We start from the raw sequence: 21,852 nt of genomic DNA, 5'->3' as shown, positions 1-21,852 counted from the left end.
TCGCCCGTGTTCGGGAATCACGTCCCCCACAGGGGCGCCCCGCGACGCGGTGTGCACAGTCCGACGACGGCGCGCCCCGCCCGGCCGGGGCCGCGGCGCAGCCTGAGGCATGACTCCGACACTGCGCGTTCGTGAACCCCAAGAACTGCTCGCCCTCATCCCCTTCCAGCTGGGCTTCCAGCCGCGCGAGAGCGTCGTCCTGGTGTGCCTGCGTGGCGCGCGGCGCCAGGTGGGCCTGGTCATGCGGGTGGACCTGGCAGAGTTCTCCCGCCCCGGCGACGGACGCCGGCGCGCCCGGAGCATGGTCTCCCACGTCGTGGCCGACGGCGGCCGGGACGCCGTGCTGGTGGTGTACACCGACTCCCCGGTCCCACCCCTCCCACCCCTCCCGCCCGGCCCGGCAGGCCCGGCAGGCACCTCGGCGGCGTGGCGCGCCGTCGGGCACGTGCGTGAGGCGGCCGAGGCGGTCCTGGGGCCGGTCGACGCCTGGGTGGTCGCCCAGACCGGGTACTCCGCCCTCGGCTGCACCGACCCCCGGTGCTGCCCGCCGGGCGGGCGACCGCTCACCGACCTGCTGTCCACGGTCGTCGGCGCCGAGATGGTGCTCTCCGGGGCCGTCGTCATGGCGAACCGCGACGAGCTCGGCTGGATCCCGCCCGCACCGGACCCGGACCGGCGTCGGGCAGGCGCGGCGGCGAGCCGGTGGCGCCGACGGGCGCAGGACCTCGCGCCCGCGCCGCTGACCGGGTGGCGCCAGGGCGGCCTGGCGGCGTGGCGCGCTGCCCTGGCCGGGGAGGTGTCAGCCGCCCGGCTGGGGCGGCTCGAGGCGGCGCTGGACGACATCGCGGTCCGGGACACGATCCTGCTCTCGCTCATCCCCGGGGCCGGTGACCTGCCCGAGAGGTTCCTCGAGGACTCCGGTGGCCCCGGGACCGACTCGGCGATCGGCCAGGCGATGGCCGCGATCGTCGACCCACGGGTGGGGGTGCCACCCGAGGACGACCTGTCCAGCGCCGCCCAGCGGGCGCTCGAGGGGGTGGTGGCCCACGGGCGGGACGGGCGCCAGGCACCCGCGCTCACCCTCCTCGCGCTGCTGTCCTGGTGGCGGGGGAGCGCGACGCGGGCCGGGGTGCTCCTGGAGCGGGCCCGGGTCTGCGACCCGAACTACCGCCTGGCGGGGCTGCTCGACCAGGCCCTCGAGGCGGGGATGGCGCCGGGATGGGTCCGGCGTCCGGACGTCTGAGGGGCGACGGCGCGGGTCCTCCCCGATCTGACGACAGCCCCGCTCTCGGGTAGTTTCAGACCTGCAGGCGTCCGTCGTGGACGTGCACGGCTGAGGTTCGGAGGACTGATGACTGTTGTTGTGGGCTATCTCGCCACGGTTGAAGGACGGCAAGGACTCGTCGCCGCGGTCGAGGAGGCACGACGCAGGACCACCGACCTCGTCGTCGTCGTGACCGAGAAGGCCGCCACCTCCGCCCCGGACGCGGTCGAGGAGCGCGACGTCGAGCTCGAGGTGCTGGCCCGCTCAGCGCAGCAGGACGGTGTCGTCGTCGACATCCGGGTGCTGGGTGACCGCCGCGACGTGGCCGAGGACCTCATCGCGGTCGCGGAGGAGGTCTCGGCAGACGTCATCGTCATCGGTCTGCGACGCCGCAGCCCCGTCGGCAAGCTCATCCTGGGCTCGAACGCCCAGCGCATCCTGCTCGGCAGCCCGTGCCCGGTCCTCGCGGTCAAGCCCCACCGTGCCGCGGTCGCCGGGTAAGGAATCTTTCGCGCGCGCGGCTCGTTGACACCGACGAGCCGGTACGTGCCGGCTCGGGTGAGCGGCCGGTCGCCGACAGCGACGGATCTCACCCTTGAACACCGGTACCGGATCGCCGAAACACCCCGTAGCGGGCGTGGATCAGCACGGCGGTGAGTATAATGGTGGTCTCCGGCAGCTGAGATGAGTCGCTCTCGACCATCGCTGAAGTCAGCCGAAATCTGCCTCCCTGAGATGCCGAAAGGTCGTTTGTGGCGCCCATCTCTGAGAATCTCGCGCTTCCCCGCGAATTCGAGCACCCAGCACTGCAAGAACTCATCCGTCGTGGGGCAACCCACGGTCGTGTCGACGCGGAGAGCTTCCGTGACGCCTGTGAGAAGGCCGAGGTCGCTGATGCGAAGCGCCTCAAGACCGTCTTTCGCGCCCTCGTCGCAGCGGGAGTGGACGTCGACCTCCCGACCGTGACGGTCGCCGCTGCTGCCACCACCCGGTCCACGAGCGCGACCGCGCGGGCCGTCAAGCCCAAGACCGCGGCGAAGAAGGCCGAGCCGGTGACCACCCGCCAGGCGGGCACACCGGCCGGCGCCACCGCGGACACGGTCGCCGCCGACGAGACCGCCGCCGCCGGAGCACCGGCCGCCAAGCGCGCCCCGCGCAAGCCGGCCGCGGCGAAGGCCGCCCCGGTCAAGCGCACCCGCCGCAAGGCCTCCGACGACGCCGAGGAGACCGAGTCGGTCGAAGAGGCCGAGGAGACCGACGGCGAGGCCGCCGGTGCCAAGAAGGCCACCGAAGAGGTCGACGAGTCACGCGGCTACGTCTACTCCGACGCCGACGACGACGACGCTCCTGCTCAGCAGGTCGTCACCGCGGGCGCGACGGCGGACCCGGTCAAGGACTACCTCAAGCAGATCGGCAAGGTCGCCCTCCTCAACGCCGAGCAGGAGGTCGACCTCGCCAAGCGGATCGAGGCCGGTCTCTTCGCCGACGAGCGCCTCGCCTCCGGCACGAAGTTCGAGGCCAAGGCCCGCCGTGAGCTCGAATGGATCGCCGGTGACGGGCGCAGGGCCAAGAACCACCTGCTGGAGGCCAACCTCCGCCTCGTGGTCTCCCTGGCCAAGCGGTACACCGGCCGCGGCATGCTCTTCCTGGACCTCATCCAGGAGGGCAACCTCGGGCTCATCCGCGCGGTCGAGAAGTTCGACTACACCAAGGGCTACAAGTTCTCCACGTACGCCACCTGGTGGATCCGCCAGGCCATCACCCGCGCCATGGCTGACCAGGCCCGCACCATCCGTATCCCGGTGCACATGGTCGAGGTCATCAACAAGCTCGCCCGCGTGCAGCGTCAGATGCTTCAGGACCTGGGCCGCGAGCCCACTCCCGAGGAGCTGGCCAAGGAGCTCGACATGACCCCGGAGAAGGTCGTCGAGGTCCAGAAGTACGGCCGCGAGCCGATCTCCCTGCACACCCCGCTCGGTGAGGACGGCGACAGCGAGTTCGGAGACCTCATCGAGGACTCCGAGGCGGTCGTCCCGGCGGACGCGGTGAGCTTCACCCTCCTGCAGGAGCAGCTGCACCAGGTGCTCGACACGCTCTCCGAGCGGGAGGCCGGCGTCGTCTCGATGAGGTTCGGCCTCACCGACGGTCAGCCCAAGACCCTCGACGAGATCGGCAAGGTCTACGGCGTCACGCGGGAGCGGATCCGTCAGATCGAGTCCAAGACGATGTCCAAGCTGCGTCACCCCAGCCGGTCCCAGGTCCTGCGCGACTACCTGGACTGAGCCGCCCTGAGGGCGAACGAGAACGGGCCCGACCCCCTGAGGGGGTCGGGCCCGTCGTGTCTGTGTCGGGAGCGTCCAGCGGTCAGCCGCGGGTGGCCGCGCCGGCGCCGTGCTCGGCGAGGAGGCGGTCGGTCTCGTCCTGCACGTGGGTGGCCACGGGCGTGAACGCCTCGGAGTGAGCGCGCGCGTGGTGCGCGCAGAAGAAGAGCTCCCCGGCGGGGAGCAGCACTCGTACGTAGGCCTGAGCGCCGCAGCGGTCGCAGCGGTCGGCCACGGTCAGGGCTTCAGTCGTTGTAGTAGTCACATGAATATGTAACCATCCCCGGTGCCTTTCGATACCACCGGACGGGGAGGGTTCGCTCCCCGCGTATTCCCTGTGCCGTCGCCGCGCCGTCGCCGCCCGTCGTGGTGCTGGTCTTGTCAGTGACACCGATTACGATCGGGAACGTGACGACCGCATCAGCAGAATCCAGCTACACCGCCCGGCACCTCTCCGTCCTGGAGGGGCTCGACGCGGTGCGCAAGCGACCCGGCATGTACATCGGGTCGACGGACTCCCGCGGTCTCATGCACTGCCTGTGGGAGATCATCGACAACTCCGTCGACGAGGCGCTCGCCGGGCACTGCACGACGATCGGCATCGTGCTGCACGCCGACACCTCCGTCACCGTCACCGACGACGGGCGCGGCATCCCGGTCGACGTCGAGCCCAAGACCGGGCTGACCGGCGTCGAGGTCGTCTACACCAAGCTGCACGCCGGCGGGAAGTTCGGCGGCGGTTCCTACACCGCCTCGGGCGGGCTGCACGGCGTGGGTGCCTCCGTCGTCAACGCCCTCTCCTCCCGCCTCGACGTCGAGGTCGACCGCGCGAGCAAGGTGCACCGGATGACCTTCCGCCGCGGGGAGCCGGGCCTGTTCGACGACGCCGCAGGGCACCCCAGCCCCGAGTCGCCCTTCACCCCCTTCACCGACACCTCCGAGCTGGTGATCGTCGGCAAGGTCAAGCGCGGCCAGACCGGCACCCGGGTGCGCTACTGGGCCGACCGTCAGGTCTTCCCCAAGACGGCGGTCTTCTCCTACGACGAGCTCGTCACCCGGGTCCGTCAGACGACGTTCCTCGTGCCCGGGCTGACCATCACGGTCCGGGACGAGCGCGGGGTCCCGGGCACCCCGGGGGAGGACGGCCCGCACTCGGAGACGTTCGTGCACCACGGCGGGACGGTCGACTTCGTCGAGTTCCTCGCCCCCGACGCGCCCGTGACCGCGACCTGGCACATGACCGGGGCGAGCACCTTCAAGGAGACCGTCCCGGTCCTGGACGAGCGCGGCCACCTCGTCTCCCAGGAGGTCACCCGTGACTGCGAGGTGGACATCGCGCTGCGCTGGGGGACCGGCTACGACACCGAGCTGCGGTCCTTCGTCAACATCATCTCCACCCCCAAGGGCGGGGCCCACCTGGCCGGCTTCGAGGCCGGCCTGCTCAAGGTCATGCGCAAGGCGGTCGAGACGAACGCCCGCCGGCTCAAGGTGTCGCTCAGGGACACGGCCGAGCGGATCGAGAAGGACGACGTGATGGCCGGCCTCACCGCCGTCCTCACCGTACGCCTGGCCGAGCCGCAGTTCGAAGGCCAGACCAAGGAGGTGCTGGGCACCGCTCCGGTGCGCGCGATCGTGGCGCGCGTCGTCGAGCAGGAGATCACCGCGCTGTTCTCCTCGCCCAAGCGGGACGACAAGACCCAGGCCTCCCTGCTCCTGGACAAGGTGGTCGCGGAGATGCGCGCGCGGCTGTCCGCGCGCAAGCAGAAGGAGATCTCCCGGCGCAAGAACGCCCTCGAGACGAGCTCGCTGCCGACCAAGCTGGCCGACTGTCGCAGCGACGACGTCGAGCGCTCCGAGCTGTTCATCGTCGAGGGGGACAGCGCCCTGGGCACGGCGAAGCTGGCCCGCAGCTCCGACTTCCAGGCGCTGCTGCCCATCCGCGGGAAGATCCTCAACGTCCAGAAGGCCTCGGTCTCGGACATGCTGCGCAACGCCGAGTGCGCCGCGATCATCCAGGTGCTCGGGGCCGGGTCGGGCCGGTCCTTCGACCTGTCTGCCGCGCGCTACGGCAAGGTCGTCCTCATGACCGACGCCGACGTGGACGGTGCGCACATCCGCACGCTGCTGCTCACCCTCTTCTTCCGGTACATGCGACCCCTCGTCGACGCCGGGCGCATCTACGCCGCCGTCCCCCCGCTGCACCGGGTCGAGGTGATCGGGGCGGGGTCGCGCAAGAACGAGTACATCTACACCTACTCCGAAGCCGAGCTCGCGACAGTGCTGAAGAAGCTCGACCGCAGCGGCAAGCGCTACAAGGACGACATCCAGCGCTACAAGGGCCTCGGTGAGATGGACGCCGACCAGCTGGCCGAGACGACGATGGACCCTCGCTTCCGCACCTTGCGCCGGGTGACCGCCGAGCACGCGGTCGAGGCCGAGCGGGTCTTCGAGCTGCTGATGGGGTCCGACGTGGCACCGCGCAAGGACTTCATCATCGCGGGGGCGGAGAACCTCGACCGCGGCCGGATCGACGCCTGAGCCGCTCCTGGGTTCTGAGTGGTGTCACCGGCAGGTTTCGCGCAGGCAACAAGTCGGGAAAATCACGGGTGCCGGCGGTCTCCAGTCCCTAGGCTGGGCCCATGGACGACACCGCGACCCAGGACGAGCTGCCCGGCGACCTCGACCTGACGTGGCGTCCGCTGACCCCGCAGCACTCCGAGGCGCTGTTCGCGCTGATCGCCGCGATCGAGACCGCCGACGACCTGCCGTACCGGACCTCCCAGGGCGAGGTCGCGGAGATGCTCGAGGGCGACTGGAAGGACCTGGTCGCCGACACGGTCGTGGGTATCGACGCGACCGGGGAGATGCGCGCCTACGCCACGGTGGAGATCCGCCCCGGTGACGTCTCGACGGTCCGGGCCTTCGTCGGTGGAGGTGTGCACCCCGCGGCGCGCGGGGTGGGCATCGGGAGCGCGCTCGTCGCGTGGATGACGCAGCGCGCCCGGACCAGGCTGGCGGCCCGCCCCGAGCGTGGCCCCGGTCGGATCGCGGCCTACCTCGAGGACACCGCACCTGAGCACTGGCGGCTCTACGAGCGGGCTGGGTACACCGCGCAGCGGTTCTACACGACCCTGCGCCGCGACCTGCGCACCGACATCCACGAGGCCACGCTCGAACCCGGGCTGCGACTGCTGCCGTGGAGCGAGGACCTCGACGAGGCGACCCGGCTCGCGCACAACGACGCCTTCCGTGACCACTGGGGCAGCGAACCGGCCACCCCCGAGTCCTGGGTGCAGGGCCGGAGCACCTTCGCTCCTGGGTGGAGCTTCGTCGTGGTCGACGACAGCAGGTCGACCGACGCGGACCCCTTCGTCGTGGGCTACCTGCTCTCCGGACGGTACGAGCAGGACTGGCCGGTGGCCGGGTACTCCAGCGGCTACATCGAGACTCTCGGCGTGCGACGTGAGTACCGAGGGCGCAAGATCGCGATCGCGCTGCTCGCCGCGGCCATGACCGCCTACCGCGACGACGGCATCGAGTACGCCGAGCTCGACGTCGACACCGACAACCCCTCGGGTGCGTTCGGACTGTACTCGACGCTGGGGTTCACGAAGGTGCAGGGGTCACGGATGTACTCGATCGAGCTGGACGAGGTGGGTCCGGCGGTCCGGGGCGCCCTTCCACACGCGTAGCACACGCGTAGCACGGGCGCAGTGCGGGCGTAGAACGGGCGCAGGAACAGTGAGACGCCCGCTCCCACCGGTGGCAGCCGATCTAGACTGCCCCAGGTAGTCCCGGCCGCGCCCATGCCGCCGGAGTGTTCGTGCCCGCCGCCCGTCCCGTGCCCGGGATCACCCGAGGCCCCTCAGTGGCCCGGCGGCGGCACCGTGATGAAGAGGATTCCGTGACCCGTCGAACTGTTCCGCTCCTGTCCGTGGCCCTCGCCACGACGTTCCTCGCCCTGGCCGGCTGCTCAGGTGCGGACGCGCCGTCCGCCTCCACCCCGCCCAGCCCGTCAGCGACCGCGACGGCCTCCGACGATGCCGACGCCGCCGACGCCGCCGACACCGCGGCGCCGACCAGCGCTGCCGCGTCTGCCGAGGCTGCTGCCGCGTGGCTGGTCACCTCCGCAGCAGGGGCGCCGATCTTCCAGACCGAGTTCGACGGCGTCGCCTACGACGACTACGGCCTCACCACCGACGTCACCCTTGCGCTGCTCAGCGTCGGCGACGACGACGCCGCGCAGACCTTCGCGGAGGCGCTCGCTGCCCCCGACGCGGTGACCGCCTACATCGGAGACCCGGCGACCGCACAGTACGCCGGGTCCACCGCCAAGCTCCTGGCGACCCTGGAGACCGCCGGGATCGACACCGCCGACCTCGGTGGCCGTGACCTGGTCTCCGAGCTCGTGGCGCTGCAGGCGCCCTCAGGCCGGTTCAGCGACCTCGGTGCAGACGACTACTCCTCGACCGTCTCCCAGGCCTGGGCCGTCCTGGCGCTCAGTGCGACCGCCGAGGCACCCCAGGTCGCCGTGGACTACCTCACCGCCCAGCAGTGCGCCGGCCTGGGCTTCCCGGTCCAGCTCTCCGACGTCAGCCCGGCGGACTGCGTGCCGGACGTCGACGCCACCGCCTTCGCCGTCTCCGCCCTGATCGGTGCCGGGGTCCCGGTGGACGCACCCGCCGTGGCCGACTCCCTCGCCTGGCTCGAGACGGTCAGCGTCCCTGCCGACGGGGGACAGTCCTGGGCCGCCTCGGGCTCCCAGGATCCCAGCGTCAACAGCACCGCGGTCGTGGCCGCGGCCCTGAGCGACGCCGGGGTGGACCCGGCTCCGGCGCTGACCTGGCTCGAGTCCCAGATCCTCACCGAGGGCGCCGACGCCGGAGCCTTCCCGCTGGCCGGGGCACCGGACGCACGCGCGAGCGCACAGGCCACCCTCGCCCTCGCGGGAACGGGCCTGCACGGCCTGATCGGCTGACCTCATGACCGGTCGGGCGTGGTCTGGGGTGGCGTGGTCTGGGGTGCGGCGGTCTGCGGTGCGGTGGTCCAGCGTCGGGGTCCTGACCGCGCTCTGGGCCGCACCCTGGGCCCAGCCGGCCGCGACCGCCGCATCTGCTGCGCCTGTTGCGCCCGCTGCCCCCACTGCGACCGCTCTACCCGACCATCTCACGGCAGACGTCGCGGGGGCCTGCGACGGGGTCGGCGTGGTCGTCGACTTCTCGGGTCTTGGTGCCCCAGGGGTCCGGGGCTGCGCACCCCTCGCACCCGAGGAGTCGTCGACGGCGCTCGAGGCGGTCCTGGCCGCGGGGGTGAGCGTGGAGGGGACGGCGCAGTGGGGGACGGCCTTCGTCTGCCGGGTGGACGGCCGACCCGGCGCCGACGAGGAGATCCACCTCCCGGACGGGTCCACCGTGCGGGAGAGCTGCAGCCGGACCCCGTCCCAGCTCGCCTACTGGTCGCTGTGGCACGCGGACGGGTCACCAGGGGCGCCCGGTGACTGGCTCTACGCGACCACCGGTGCCGGCGACCTCACCGTGGGTGCCGGGGACGTCGTCGGGCTCGTGTTCACGACCGGGACCCAGGCCGCGACGGCGCCGTCGCTGCCCACCGACCTGGCGGCCTCGGGCGACCTGCCTGGCGACTGGGTCGACCGGGCACCGGGCACGACGGCACCGGGCACGACGACACCGGGCGCGACTACGTCAACCGGCGGCGCGCCGAGCAGCGACGTACCGGGGGACTCCACCTCGGGCAGCGGCGCCTCGGGCGCCAGCACCGGCGTCGTGCCGCTGGTCGCGATCGCGGTCGTCCTCGCCGGCGGGGCGGGCGCCGCGGTCGTGGCGCGGCGGCGCAGATGACCGTCCACCCGGCGGCCTGGTGGATCTGGGCGCTCGTGCTCGCCGCGGCGGCGACCGCGACGACGAACGTGCTCGTGCTCGCCCTCCTCGTGGTGGCGGTCTGCCTGGTCGTGGCGAGCTGCGCGCAGGACACCGCACCGTTCCGGCTCTACCTCGTGGTCGCGGCGGCGGTGGTCGTGGTCCGGATGGCCTTCCGGCTGGTGTTCCCGGCCGGCGGCGGCACGGCCCTGCTGACGCTGCCGACCGTGCACCTGGGACCGCTCGAGCTCTTCGGCACCCTCACGACCCAGGCGCTGGTCAGCGGCCTGACCGGCGGGCTCCAGCTGGCCGTGGTGATCCTCGCGGTGGGCGCCGCGCACACCCTCGCGGACGTGCTGGAGCTGCTCAAGCACGCCCCACCCGCCCTGGCCGGGCTCTCGACCTCCCTCGTCATCGCGGTGTCGGTGTTCCCGGGGCTCACCCGCTCCGTGGTCGACGTGCGCCGGGCTGCCCGGCTCCGAGGCGGTCGCCGCACGGGTCTGCGTGCCACCGTGATCCCGGTGCTCGAGGGCACCATGGACCGTTCGCTCACCCTCGCCGCCGCGATGGAGGCCCGCGGGTACGGTTCGCGGGTGACGGAAGCCGGGGGAGCCGTCTCGCGCACCTGGGCACAGCCGGCCGGCGTGCTCGGCGCAGTGACGTGCGTGGCGCTCGCCGCCTACGGGCTCTTCGACTCCGCGTGGCCGAGGTGGGCGCCGGTCGTGCTCACCGCCGTGGCGGTGGCCGCGCTCGTCGTCGCCACCCGGCTGGACCGTTCGGCGCGCCGGACGGTCTACCGGCCCCAGCCCTGGACCGTGGTCTCCTCGCTCGTCGTGGTGAGCGCGGTGGTCAGCGCGGGGATGCTGGTCCTGGGCGTCCCGTCGCAGGTGCGCCACCCGCCACCGGTGCTGCTCCCCGACCTCACGCTGGTCGCCCTGCTCGCCCCGCTGGTCGCTGCGGCACCCGCACTGTCAGCCCTGCTGGTCCGCCGGAGGACATCATGATCGAGTTCACGGACGTCGCCTTCGCCCACGCCGGCGGCCCGAGAGTCTTCGGTGGGTTCACCCTCGCCCTCGAGCCGGGCCAGCTCGTGCTCGTGGCCGGCGGCACCGGCAGCGGCAAGTCGACGCTGCTGGCCACCATCAACGGCCTCGCCCCGCACTTCACCGGCGGCACGCTCACCGGCCAGGTCCGGGTGCACGGCCGCTCGACCCGTGAGGTGCCTCCCCGGGACATGGCCGACCTCGTCGGCTACGTCGGGCAGAACCCCGCCCACGGGTTCGTCACCGCGCGGGTGGAGTCCGAGCTCGCCTTCGCCATGGAGCAGCGCGGTGTGGACCCCGCCGCGATGCGTCGGCGGGTGGAGGAGACCCTCGACCTCGTGGGCATCGCCGACCTGCGCGACCGGGCGCTCGACACGCTGTCCCTGGGGCAGCAGCAGCGCGTCGCCCTCGGTGCGGTGCTCACCGCGGGCCCCCGGGTGCTCGTCCTCGACGAGCCGACGTCGGCCCTGGACCCGGTGGGCGCAGAGGAGGTGCTGGCCACGATCACCCGCCTGGTGGACGACCTCGGACTCACCGTCGTCCTCGCCGAGCACCGCCTCGAGCGCGTCGTGCACTTCGCCGACACCGTGGTCTACCTGCCCGGGGACGGGACGGTCGTGTCCGGGCCCCCCGGTGCGGTGCTGCTCGGCACACCGGTCGCCCCGCCGCTCCTGCGCCTCGGTGCGCTGCTGGGCTGGGACCCGGTGCCGCTCACCGTCCGAGATGCCCGACGCCGCGTGCGAGACCTGGTCGCCCTGCCACCAGCTGTCAGCACACCGGCCCGCACATCTCCCACCGCTCCCATCCCTGCCACCGCTCTCGCATCGCGCACCTCACTCACCTCACCCGCCCCCCTCGCGCCACCCACCTCACCCACCTCACCCGCCCCCCTCGCGCCACCCACCACGCATCGACCGGTCGTGCTGCGAGCCATCGGTCTGCGGGTGCGGTACGGCGCGCGCGACGCGCTGCGCGGGGTCGACCTGGAGCTGCGCGCCGGTGAGGTGACCGCGGTCATGGGCCGCAACGGCTCGGGGAAGTCCTCGCTGCTGTGGGCGCTGCAGGGGAGCGGACGCCGTGACGGCGGCAGCGTCGACGTGCGGGGCACCGACCCGGCCACCGTCTCCCGGGTGCTCGCCCGGGCCCTGGTCGCGCTCGTGCCGCAGGACGTCACGAGCCTGCTGTTCTGCGAGAGCGTGGGCGAGGAGTGCGCGGCCGCGGACCGCGAGGCCGGAGCCACGCCGGGAACGACATCGACGTTGCTCGATGCGATGGTGGCTGGCGTCGACCGCCAGGCCCACCCTCGTGACCTGTCCGAGGGGCAGCGTCTCGCCCTCGCCCTCGCCGTCATGCTCGCCGTGCCGGCCGCCGTCCTGCTCCTCGACGAGCCCACCCGCGGGCTGGACCACGCTGCGAAGGATGCCCTGGTGGTGATCCTGCGGCGGTTGGCCGACGCCGGTGCAGCGGTCGCGGTCGCCACCCACGACGTCGAGCTCGCTGCGGTGCTCGTGGACCGTGTGGTCCTCATGGCTGAGGGGGAGGTCGTCGCGGACGGCCCCGCTCGGGCGATGCTGACCGGCTCGCCGGCCTTCGCCCCGCAGATCGCGAAGGTCTTCGCGCCGTCGACCTGGATGACATTGAGCGATGTCGATGTCTCACGGGTGGCGCCGGCGCCCGAGGTCCGGCCGTGACAGGCGAGCAGGTGACCGGCGAGCACGCAGCCGGCGAGCACGCAGCCACCGGGCATGTGATCGATACCGGCGCGACCGGCGCCACGGCGACCAGGGCGACCAGGCCTCGGCGCGGCGTCTGGCACTGGGGTGTCGTCGTGGTGGCGTGCCTGCTCGGGCTGGCGATGTTCTGCTGGCCGCTGGTGGCCAGCGTCCTGCCCCGGTCCGGTGGGCAGAGCGCGCCGTGGCTCATGCTCGTCCTCGTGCCGGTGCTGCTCGTGATCGTGCTCGGGCAGGTCGGCTCGGGCGAGCTCGACCCGCGCACGCTCGCGATGCTCGGGGTGCTCTCGGCGGTCAACGCCGCCCTGCGCCTGGTGAGCGCCGGGACCGGCGGGATCGAGCTGGTCTTCTTCCTGCTCGTGCTCGCCGGGTACGTCTTCGGTGCGACCTTCGGGTTCCTGCTCGGGATGCTCTCGCTCTTCGCGTCCGCGCTGCTCACCGCCGGGGTGGGTCCGTGGCTGCCGTTCCAGATGCTTGCGGCCGGATGGATCGGTCTGGGCGCCGGATTGCTGGGCCAGGTGCTCGCCGGGCGGGTCGCCCCGCGCGGGCGGGCGGAGATCGCGGCGCTCGCGATCTACTCCGCGGTCGTCGCCTACCTCTTCGGCGCTTTGATGAACCTGTGGTTCTGGCCCTTCGCGATCGGCGGGGACACGGCCGTGTCCTACCTGCCCGGGGGCCCGCTGGGGGAGAACCTGCGGCGCTTCGTCGTGTTCACGCTCACCACGTCCACGCTGACCTGGGACACCGTGCGCGCGGTGACCAACGTCGTCGCGGTCCTCGTGCTGGGCCGCGCCGTGCTCGGCACGCTGCGCCGGGCCCGGCGCCGGGCGGCCTGGGCCGGAATCCCTGAATAGACCCTTCACGGGGCCAGTGTCTGCAGCGTCAACTCCGTCATGGCGTGCCTGACCGCCCGAGGTGCTCGACGCCGCGTGGACCGTCCCAGAGCGGCGAACCGCCTGACCGGCGCCTGGCCGGCGCCTGACCGCGTTAGGAACGCCTGGTCAACCAGTGGGAGGTCGGCCCGCTGTCGCAGTTCAGTTGCTGCTCGGGGTGATCTCGTAGTTCGCCTCCTCGCTGCTCGCCGCCGGGGTGGGGCCATAATTGCCGTTCCAGATGCTCGCGACCGGAGGGATCCGCCTGATGTCACGAAACACTGCCTTATTTGGGGCATAGATCTGATAACCTCGCTGCGCGTCGACTCAGCCTGCCTCCTGGGCTCGTCCGGTCGCGCTCGTCCGGTGACGTCCCGGACCGTTCTTGTGGCACAGACGTCTTGTGGCACAGTCGGCCAGCCGCGGGTGTGGCGGTGCGGGCTGCACGGCAGAGCGACCGGGCCCAACCAGCGACATCCGAACCGAACAGAAGGACAAGACCTTGAACAAGCCGGTAGCCGGAATCGTGTTGGTGTGTGCGCTCGCTGTTGGTCTCGGTGGATGTGCGTCGTCCGACGACGACCAGAGAGGGAGTTCGTCGGCCAAGGCGGCCCCGGCCGCGGAGGAATCGACTGCGCAGGAGTCGACTGCGCCGGAATCAGAGGCAGCAGGCGAGGCTGAGGTCGAGGAAGGGGCGTCGCAGCGAGAAGCTCTCGACGCCTATGTCGCGACTGAGCTGGCCACGTTGCAGGAAGCCGATGCACAGATGCTCGAGATGTTCTCGGACATCACGGTTGAAGGCGTCGACCCGGGCACGGTCGCCTTCGGCTACACCTTCGGCGACCAGATCGACGCCGCCGTGGCCGCGGAGCAGTTCGACCTCGTTGCTTCGGACCTGCAGGAAGTGTGCGACACCCAGGTGTTCCCGGCCATGGAGAGCGTGGGTGTCACTGACTCCCCGATGGTCACCTACACCTACTGGAACGCCGATGGTGCGGAGATCTGGTCAAGGACCTTCGAGCCGTCCTGACCTGACCCGGTGCTGGGCGTGCAACGGCGGCCCAGCACCGTGCAGCTCCAGCCCAGCCACCCTCAGCCGGGGCTGCGGACTTTCCTGGTCTACCAGCCGCGACGCGCGGGGACGTCACACCGAGAAGTACTTCGCCTCGGGGTGGTGGAAGACCATCGCGTCCGTCGACTGCTCCGGGTGCAGCTGCAGCTCCTCGGAGAGCACGACCCCCACCCGCTCGGGGCGCAGCAGCTCCACGACCTTGCGGCGGTCCTCCATGTCGGGGCACGCCGGGTAGCCCAGGGAGTACCGTGCTCCGCGGTAGGCCACCTTGAACATCCCGTCCAGGTCGGCCGGGTCCTCGGCCGCGTAGCCGAGCTCCTCGCGCATGCGTGAGTGCCAGAACTCGGCGAGGGACTCGGTGAGCTGGACCGAGAGCCCGTGCAACTCCATGTAGTCGCGGTACTTGTCCGCCGCGAAGAGCTTGGCGGTGTGCGCGTCGACCGAGGCACCGACGGTCACCAGCTGGAAGCCGACGACGTCGATCTCGCCGGAGTCCTTGGGCCGGACGAAGTCGGCCAGGCACAGGTGACGGTCGCGGCGCTGGCGCGGGAAGGTGAACCGCATCCGCTCGGTGCCCACCTCGCCACCGGAGCCGCCGTCAGGCCCGTCGTGGTGCAGGATCACCATGTCATCGCCGTCGGCGACGGCGGGGAAGTAGCCGTAGACGACCGAGGGGTCGAACATGTTCTCGGTCTTGATCCGGTCGAGCCACTCGCGCAGGCGCGGGCGCCCCTCGGTCTCGACGAGCTCGTCGTAGCTCGCGCCGTCGTCGCCGCGACCGGGCTTGAGGCCCCACTGGCCCATGAAGGTGGCGCGCTCGTCGAGGAAGGCGGCGTAGTCGGCGAGCTGGATGCCCTTGACGATGCGCGAGCCCCAGAACGGCGGCGTCGGGATCGGGTTGTCGGCCGCGACGTCCGAGCGGGCCGGCAGGTCCGCGTCGGGGGTCTGGGTGACGGTCACCGTGGCGTGGCGGCGCTTCTTGAGCGGCGGCAGGCCGACGGCGTCGCGCGCCTCCCCGCGCGCGATGCGGACCAGGGGCTCCATGAGCCGCAGGCCCTCGAAGGCGTCCTTGGCGTAGCGGACCTCGCCCTCGTAGATGTCGGCCAGGTCGTCCTCGACGTACGTGCGGGTCAGCGCGGCGCCGCCGAGCAGCACCGGCCACCGGGTGCCGAACCCGCGGGTGTTGAGCTCGGCGAGGTTCTCCTTCATCACCACGGTCGACTTCACCAGCAGCCCGGACATGCCGATGACGTCGGCGTTGTGCTTCTCGGCGGCCTCGATCATCGCCGCGATCGGCTGCTTGATGCCGATGTTGATGACGGTGTAGCCGTTGTTGGTGAGGATGATGTCGACAAGGTTCTTACCGATGTCGTGGACGTCTCCGCGGACGGTGCCCAGGACGATCGTGCCCTTGCCGGCCTCGTCGGACTTTTCCATGTGCGGCTCGAGGTGCGCGACGGCGGTCTTCATCGCCTCGGCGCTCTGCAGCACGAACGGCAGCTGCATCTCGCCCTTGCCGAAGAGCTCACCGACGACCTTCATGCCCTCGAGCAGGTGGTTGTTGACGATGTCGAGGGGCTTCATGCCTTCGGTCAGGGCGAGGTCGAGGTCGGCGTCCAGGCCCTTGAGCTCACCGTCGATGATCCGGCGCTCTAGGCGTTCCCCGAGCGGCAGGGCGGCCATCTCGGCGGCCCGCTGGTCCTTGAGGGCGGCAGTGTCGACGCCGGCGAAGAGGTCGAGCAGGTGGGCCAGCGGGTCGTGGGTCACGTTCCCGTCGGCGTCGTACTCACGCTTGTCCCACACGAGGTCGAGGGCGGCCTGGCGGTGGTCGTCGGGGATCTTGGCGAGCGGGAGGATCTTGGCGGCGTGCACGATCGCGGAGTCGAGCCCGGCCTGGACAGCCTCGTGCAGGAACACCGAGTTGAGCACGATGCGGGCGGCGGGGTTGAGGCCGAAAGACACGTTGGACACCCCGAGCGTGGTGTGCACGCCGGGGTACTTCGCCTTGAGCGCGCGGATCGCCTCGATGGTCTCGATACCGTCTCGGCGGGTCTCCTCCTGGCCGGTGGCGATCGGGAAGGTCAGGGTGTCGACGATGATGTCGGCCACGTCCATGGCCCACGTGCCCACGAGGTCGTCGATGAGCCGGCTGGCGATCGCGACCTTGGTGTCGGCGGTGCGGGCCTGCCCGTCCTCGTCGATGGTCAGTGCGATGACGGCCGCGCCGTGCTCCTTGACGAGGGGCATGATGCGCCCGTAGCGCGACGTCGGGCCGTCGCCGTCCTCGAAGTTCACCGAGTTCACGACGGCGCGACCACCGATGAGCTCAAGGCCGGCCTGGATGACCGGCGGCTCGGTCGAGTCCATGACGAGCGGCAGGGTCGACGCGCTGGCCAGGCGGGAGACGACCGAGCGGGCGTCGGCGACGCCGTCGCGGCCGACGTAGTCGATGCAGACGTCGAGCAGGTGCGCGCCGTCGCGGGTCTGTGCGCGGGCGATGGCCACGCACTCCTCCCAGTTCTCGGCGAGCATGGCCTCGCGGAAGGCCTTGGAGCCGTTGGCGTTGGTGCGTTCGCCGATGGCCAGGAAGGCGGCGTCCTGGTCGAAGTCGACGTGGGTGTAGAGGCTGGCCACACCCTGCTCCGGGACGGGGGTGCGCTCGACGACCGGGCGCCCACCGACCCGCTCGACGACCTCGCGCAGGTGCTCGGGGGTGGTTCCGCAGCAGCCGCCGACGAGCCCGAGGCCGAACTCGCGCGCGAACTGCTCGTGCGCCACGCCGAGCTCAACCGGGGTGAGCGGGTAGTGCGCGCCGTTCTTGCCCAGCACCGGCAGGCCGGCGTTGGGCATGCAGGTCACCGGCACGGTGGAGTGCTTGGACAGGTGGCGCAGGTGCTCGCTCATCTCGGACGGGCCGGTTGCGCAGTTGAGGCCGATCGCGTCGATGCCCAAGGCGGCCAGGGTGGTCAGCGCGGCGCCGATCTCGGAGCCCATGAGCATGGTGCCGGTGGTCTCCACGGTGACCTGGACGATGATCGGCAGGGTGATGCCGGACTCGGTCATGGCCTGCTTGGAGCCGTTGACCGCGGCCTTGGCCTGCAGCAGGTCCTGGCTCGTCTCGATGAGGATCGCGTCCGCGCCGCCGCTGATCAGGCCCGCGGCCTGGATCGCGAAGGTGCCCTTGAGGTGCGCGTACGTGGTGTGCCCGAGGCTGGGCAGCTTGGTTCCCGGGCCCATCGAGCCCAGCACCCAGCGGGGCTTGTCTGGGGTGGAGTTCTTCTCGGCGCTGCGCCGCGCGATCGCTGCGCCGGCCTCGGCGAGCTCGAAGATCCGGTCGTCGATGTCGTAGTCGCCGAGGTTGGACCAGTTCGCCCCGAAGGTGTTCGACTCCACGCAGTCGACGCCGACGGCGAAGTACGCGTCGTGGACGGACTCGATGACGTCGGGTCGGGTGACGTTGAGGATCTCGTTGCACCCCTCGAGCCCGAGGAAGTCCTCCAGGGTGAGGTCAGCGGCCTGCAGCATGGTGCCCATCGCGCCGTCGGCCACGACGACCCGGGTGGAGATGGCGTTCTTGAGGGCGGCGGCGCGGGGAGTGAGCATGGAGTCAGTGTAGGGAGCGGGGGACTGGCGCGACGAAGCGCCCGCTCAGTGGGCACGGGAGCGCGCACCACCCCCGGATCGCGTGGTCGCGGAGTCGCCACGGTGTGTGTCGGCAGGCCCTGTGCGGTCCGGTGCTCACCCGGTATCGGGCCACCGGTTCCTGGCCGCGGGCTTCTCGTGAGCGGGACGCCCAGGTGGCCCGTCATCGACCCGGATGTGGCCCTCGGATGGCTCGCGCTGGACGGCTGCTCGGGGACTGGGCGGCGCGGGCGGGCGTGTCGGCCCGGTCTCTACGGGTGGTCGGGGACAGCTCGGTGGTCGGGGACCGGCAGACGGCCGCCCGTCTCTGAGCAGGGGCGATGAGGCCTCGGCTACCCGGCATTCGGCTGTGCCTGGGCTGCGGGTGGCACGGCCTTCGCTGTGGACACCCCGGCGTGCGGCGCGGACCTCGTGCCCTCCGGTGGGTCGATGGTGGATGGTGAGGTTGAGGCGGTGGACTTCGTGGTGGTGGTGGCTGCAGAGGAGGATGGCGTTGTTGAGGGAGGTTTCTCCGCCGTTGGTCCACCAGTGGATGTGGTGGATTTCGCACCAGTGGACGGGTTGGGTGCAGGCGTGGAATTGGCATCCGCGGTCGCGGGCGATGATGGCTCGGCGTTGTTCGCGGGTGTAGAGGCGGGCGGTGCGGCCGAGGTTGATGGGGACGTTGTCGGCGGTGATGACGATGCGGGTGAGGTCGGCGTCGCAGAGGATGCGGGCGAGTTCGCTGAGGGGGACGGGGGTCCCGTCCTCGAACGTCGCGGGCTCCACGAGCCCTGGTGCGTTGGACGCGCTGGACTCACTGGACTCGCCGCTGTTTGGACTGTGGCCCCCGGATGGGTTGTCCTGGTTCGATGCCGGGTCATCGCCCTCGGTACTGGCGGCTTGGGCTGCGGCTGCGGCTGCGCGGCGCCGGAGTTCGCGTTGGGACTGGACGAAGGTGTCTTCGGTCATGATGACGGACACGTGGGGGCGGACTGCTGCGCCGTTCTTGAAGGTCCCGCCGTTGATGGCGCGGTCGGCGACGTCGACGAGGGCGTCGGCCATGCGTTGGGGGTAGTCGCGGTCGTCGCCGTCTTCGGGGCGGTGCATCGCCGCCTCGATGGCCACGGCGACGCGGCGTCCGGCGACCACGTTGAGGAATCCTTTGAGGTGGGTGCCGGTGGGGGTGTGGCTGATCGTGAGGTACCGCTTGCGGCGGGTCTCTTCGTGGGTGGCGTCGTGGGCGAGGCAGTCCCGGCGGGCCCACCACCGGTCGGCGGTCTTGGCGAAGGCGTCGGCGTCTTCCTTCGTCGCTAGGTCCAGCAGTTCCTTGTTCTCGCTGGGGGTCAGTTCCGTGGTGCCGGGGCGCTCCGCCTTGGACCGGACCCGGCCCAGGATCTCGGCGTGGACGACCGTCACCGTCCCGGTCGCGACCGCCTGGGCAGCCTCGGGGGACTCCTCGAGCACAGTGGCGACCGTGAGCTGGGTGCGCGCGGTCCGCAGGCCTTCCCCGGACATCTGTCCGCGCCAGGCTTCGAACGAGGAGTATCCGGCTTTCTTCCATTCCCCGCAGTCGCGCTCGGCGACCAGCAGCGAGGCCCGTTCGGCGGTCAACGCCGCGATCGACCTGTCCAGCTCCACGATCCGCCCCACCGGGCCCGCGACGCGGCAGCGACCGGCTGCACGCCCACGGCCGCGCCCGGAGCAGGGACCAGGTCCCAGGGGGCGACGGTCCCCGGAGGCGCAGCTGCGGTGTCCGGCGCAGGCAGCCGAGCGGGGGCCGGTGCGCCACCAGGACTCAGACCCGCGCCCACGCCACCCGCGGCGCCGAACAGCGCCAACCCGGGCTGCACCACCGCCCTCGCAGGACCCGCCATGACCCACCACCCGACACCGTCGTCGACCGCTACAGAGACCGCCATGTCCCCGGAGAATGCGGGGCTCCCACCAGATGCATCGACCCTAGACCCGACCACCGACACGCAGCCCGAGCCAGGAACGGACCGCCACGACAGGCGACCTCTGCCACTCGAAGAACTGCCCGTCACCAGGTAGACGCCCCCGACACGCCGGATGTGAGGTCGACGTCGACGCCATTCTCGACGATGGCGACGGTCCGGCCCTGGGCGGCGAACGAGCGAGCACCGCGTCAACGCTATGCCGGAGCCGTGCGGGCGCTCCTCTACCCGGCCTCGTTCCGCGCAGTCGTCGAGATCAGGAGCAGGACATAGAAGGCGAGGAAGCACGCCGCCCCGCACGCGGCGACCACCTGTGAGGCGACGACCGCGCCGGGGAGCAGTGTGAGGACCACCGAGTACGGCTCGTCCTGGAGGGAGTCGACGGTGATGCCTGCGCCGAGCGCGGCGAGGCCGGCCCACACTCCGATCTGCAGCCACGCCTGACGTGAGGTGATCCCGACCATCGGCCGTGACTGCAGGTCCCCGTCGCCCGGACGGCTCGTGATCACGCACAGGGTGCTCACTGTGAGCAGAGCCAGCAGGATCGGGACGGTGACGAGGATGACGGCGAACATCCCGTACCCCTCCTCACTGCTCACCAGACCGCCGAGGGCGACCCAGGCGATCATCGCGAGGTTCCCCGGAATCACCGCGAGATACACAAGATCAGCCCACAGCGGGCGCTGCGCCGCATCACCCGGATCCCCGCGCCCCTCGTGACCGGCGCGCCACGGTGCCAGGCTCACCGCGAGCAGCACCCATGCGCCTGCGGCGACGAGCGCGGCCAACCGTGCCAGCGGGGCGAAGGTGAGCGCGGCCCAGTCGAGATCGCCCAGGGTCAGGGCCAGGATCGAGGGCTGGGGGCGCGGCGCAACCCCGGGGGCGGAGAGCACGGACAGCGCGGTCGCGGCCCACAGGACTACGAACGGCATCGCCTGCCTGGCGCTGAGCTGGTCCTGCTCCCCGGACCTGACCCGGCGTCGGGCGAGTGTCTGCACGACGGCGAGGAGCAGCGCGACGGCGGCCACCGGGCCGATCTGCCAGGCCGAGCGTGCCCCGGTCGCCCACCCGCAGAGCCACATCACGGAGACCAGGGCCAGGTTCACCGGCGTCAGGGCGGTGACAGTCGGGAACGTCCTGGTGGCGGTCGAGTGCACAAAAGAGAGCATAGGGCATGGATGCCGCGATTGTTCGTGGTGTGGAAGTGCCGCCAGGGCTACGCGGGATCAGACCGTGTGATCAAGCTCGGTGCGGCCTCGCGCGCCGTCGTGCGCCGGACCCGCAACGACCGCACCAGCAGGAGGTAGCAGACGAGGAAGCCGGCCGCCCCGACCCAGGCGACCGCATGGGATGCGCCGACCGCGGAGAGCCCCACCCATTGCCCGATCTGCAGCCCTGCCTGCCTGGAGGTCAGCAGCACCCCGGGCACCGACCACGCGGTCCAGGTGGCCAGGACTGTGCTCACCGAGAGCAGAGCAAGCAGGATCGGCAGCACGGCCACGGCGACGAAGAGGCTATCCCAGCTGCTCTCTCCGCTGGTGATCGCATCCCCCAGGAGTGCCCACCAGATGATCGCCAGATTCCCCGGGATCATCACCGCGAAGACGAGGTCGGACCAGCGGCGCAGGCGGCGTCCCCCGACGCGCGCCGACAGATGCACCACCAGCACCACCCAGGCGACGACGGCGACGCCTGGGCCGAGCGCAGGGAACACACCGGAAGCGTCCCGCTCCGACAGAGAGGCCCACATCGACGCGACCGACCACAGCACGGTCCCGGCCCAGAGGGCGCCGAACAGGGCCCACTGGCCGGGGGTGAGGCGAGCGTCGTCGGGCGGGGCGCTCTGACACCGGGCCAGGACGAGGGGCACGCTGAGCGCGAGCACGACGGCGATCCCGACCGAGAGCTGAGTCTGCAGCAGGCCGTCAGCCACCAGGTCGCCGGCGAGCACGGTGGCTGCCACGACCCAGTTGACGACGTTGATGGTGGCGAAGGTCGAACGACCGCTGAGCCGCACCTACAGCAACCCCACCAGGTCGCGGTCGGCGCCCACCGTGAACACGAGGTCAGGCCAGGACAGGGCGCGGCGTCCTGC

At 71.5% G+C, this 21,852-nt stretch carries 16 protein-coding genes; 11 read left to right on the top strand and 5 right to left on the bottom strand.

What is annotated here, in order from left to right; all coding sequences use genetic code 11:
• The first annotated feature begins 109 nt into the window (after positions 1-109).
• The 3 genes from ACWA15_RS11450 to ACWA15_RS11440 all read left to right on the top strand — a co-directional run bounded on the left by ACWA15_RS11450 (position 110) and on the right by ACWA15_RS11440 (position 3,546).
• Positions 110-1,243, top strand: coding sequence for a DUF4192 domain-containing protein (locus ACWA15_RS11450; RefSeq protein WP_464055363.1), 1,134 nt, complete (start codon positions 110-112; stop codon positions 1,241-1,243).
• A gap of 108 nt (positions 1,244-1,351) precedes the next feature.
• The gene (locus ACWA15_RS11445; RefSeq protein ID WP_464055362.1) at positions 1,352-1,765 is read left to right on the top strand and encodes a universal stress protein; all 414 of its coding nucleotides are present in this window, start codon (positions 1,352-1,354) and stop codon (positions 1,763-1,765) included.
• Positions 1,766-2,016: 251 nt separating this feature from the next.
• Positions 2,017-3,546 (top strand): RNA polymerase sigma factor, encoded by a 1,530-nt coding sequence (locus ACWA15_RS11440; protein WP_464055361.1) that lies wholly within the window; start codon positions 2,017-2,019, stop codon positions 3,544-3,546.
• Positions 3,547-3,628: 82 nt separating this feature from the next.
• Here the strand turns inward: ACWA15_RS11440 and ACWA15_RS11435 are convergent, their stop codons facing one another.
• Entirely contained in the window at positions 3,629-3,850 is a 222-nt protein-coding gene (locus ACWA15_RS11435) for a DUF7455 domain-containing protein (protein ID WP_464055360.1), read from the bottom strand.
• A gap of 143 nt (positions 3,851-3,993) precedes the next feature.
• Between ACWA15_RS11435 and ACWA15_RS11430 the strand changes: the two genes are divergently transcribed.
• The 8 genes from ACWA15_RS11430 (at position 3,994) to ACWA15_RS11395 (ending at position 14,136) form a co-directional block, all read left to right on the top strand.
• Entirely contained in the window at positions 3,994-6,123 is a 2,130-nt protein-coding gene (locus tag ACWA15_RS11430; RefSeq protein ID WP_464055358.1) for a DNA gyrase/topoisomerase IV subunit B, read from the top strand.
• 101 nt (positions 6,124-6,224) lie between these two features.
• On the top strand, positions 6,225-7,277 hold the full coding sequence (locus ACWA15_RS11425) for a GNAT family N-acetyltransferase (RefSeq protein WP_464055357.1): 1,053 nt from the start codon (positions 6,225-6,227) through the stop codon (positions 7,275-7,277).
• Between the two features lie 212 nt (positions 7,278-7,489).
• A complete protein-coding gene (locus tag ACWA15_RS11420) occupies positions 7,490-8,563 on the top strand; it encodes a prenyltransferase/squalene oxidase repeat-containing protein (protein WP_464055356.1) in 1,074 nt (357 codons plus the stop codon).
• A 226-nt stretch (positions 8,564-8,789) separates the two neighbouring features.
• The gene (locus ACWA15_RS11415; protein WP_464055355.1) at positions 8,790-9,443 is read left to right on the top strand and encodes a hypothetical protein; all 654 of its coding nucleotides are present in this window, start codon (positions 8,790-8,792) and stop codon (positions 9,441-9,443) included.
• On the top strand, positions 9,440-10,465 hold the full coding sequence (locus ACWA15_RS11410) for a hypothetical protein (RefSeq protein WP_464055354.1): 1,026 nt from the start codon (positions 9,440-9,442) through the stop codon (positions 10,463-10,465). The genes ACWA15_RS11415 and ACWA15_RS11410 overlap by 4 nt, the downstream gene beginning before the upstream one ends.
• Positions 10,462-12,195: an ABC transporter ATP-binding protein gene (locus ACWA15_RS11405; protein ID WP_464055352.1), complete on the top strand. Its 1,734-nt coding sequence runs from the start codon at positions 10,462-10,464 to the stop codon at positions 12,193-12,195. The genes ACWA15_RS11410 and ACWA15_RS11405 overlap by 4 nt, the downstream gene beginning before the upstream one ends.
• Positions 12,192-13,088 (top strand): ECF transporter S component, encoded by an 897-nt coding sequence (locus tag ACWA15_RS11400; protein ID WP_464055351.1) that lies wholly within the window; start codon positions 12,192-12,194, stop codon positions 13,086-13,088. The genes ACWA15_RS11405 and ACWA15_RS11400 overlap by 4 nt, the downstream gene beginning before the upstream one ends.
• A 520-nt stretch (positions 13,089-13,608) precedes the next feature.
• A complete protein-coding gene (locus tag ACWA15_RS11395; protein WP_464055350.1) occupies positions 13,609-14,136 on the top strand; it encodes a hypothetical protein in 528 nt (175 codons plus the stop codon).
• A gap of 114 nt (positions 14,137-14,250) precedes the next feature.
• On the opposite strand, the gene metH is transcribed toward ACWA15_RS11395, so the two are convergent.
• From metH to ACWA15_RS11375, 4 genes are all read right to left on the bottom strand, one after another.
• Positions 14,251-17,781 (bottom strand): methionine synthase, encoded by a 3,531-nt coding sequence (gene metH / locus ACWA15_RS11390; protein WP_464055348.1) that lies wholly within the window; start codon positions 17,779-17,781, stop codon positions 14,251-14,253.
• Positions 17,782-17,916: 135 nt separating this feature from the next.
• The gene (locus tag ACWA15_RS11385; protein ID WP_464055347.1) at positions 17,917-19,440 is read right to left on the bottom strand and encodes an HNH endonuclease signature motif containing protein; all 1,524 of its coding nucleotides are present in this window, start codon (positions 19,438-19,440) and stop codon (positions 17,917-17,919) included.
• Between the two features lie 541 nt (positions 19,441-19,981).
• Entirely contained in the window at positions 19,982-20,914 is a 933-nt protein-coding gene (locus ACWA15_RS11380) for a hypothetical protein (RefSeq protein ID WP_464055346.1), read from the bottom strand.
• Between the two features lie 59 nt (positions 20,915-20,973).
• On the bottom strand, positions 20,974-21,774 hold the full coding sequence (locus tag ACWA15_RS11375) for a hypothetical protein (protein ID WP_464055344.1): 801 nt from the start codon (positions 21,772-21,774) through the stop codon (positions 20,974-20,976).
• Positions 21,775-21,852 lie beyond the last annotated feature (78 nt).

It is taken from the genome of Sanguibacter sp. TS_SC_8 (assembly GCF_055361235.1).
Note: the sequence above shows the minus strand (reverse complement) of the source record. Positions and strands in the feature narration are given on the sequence as shown.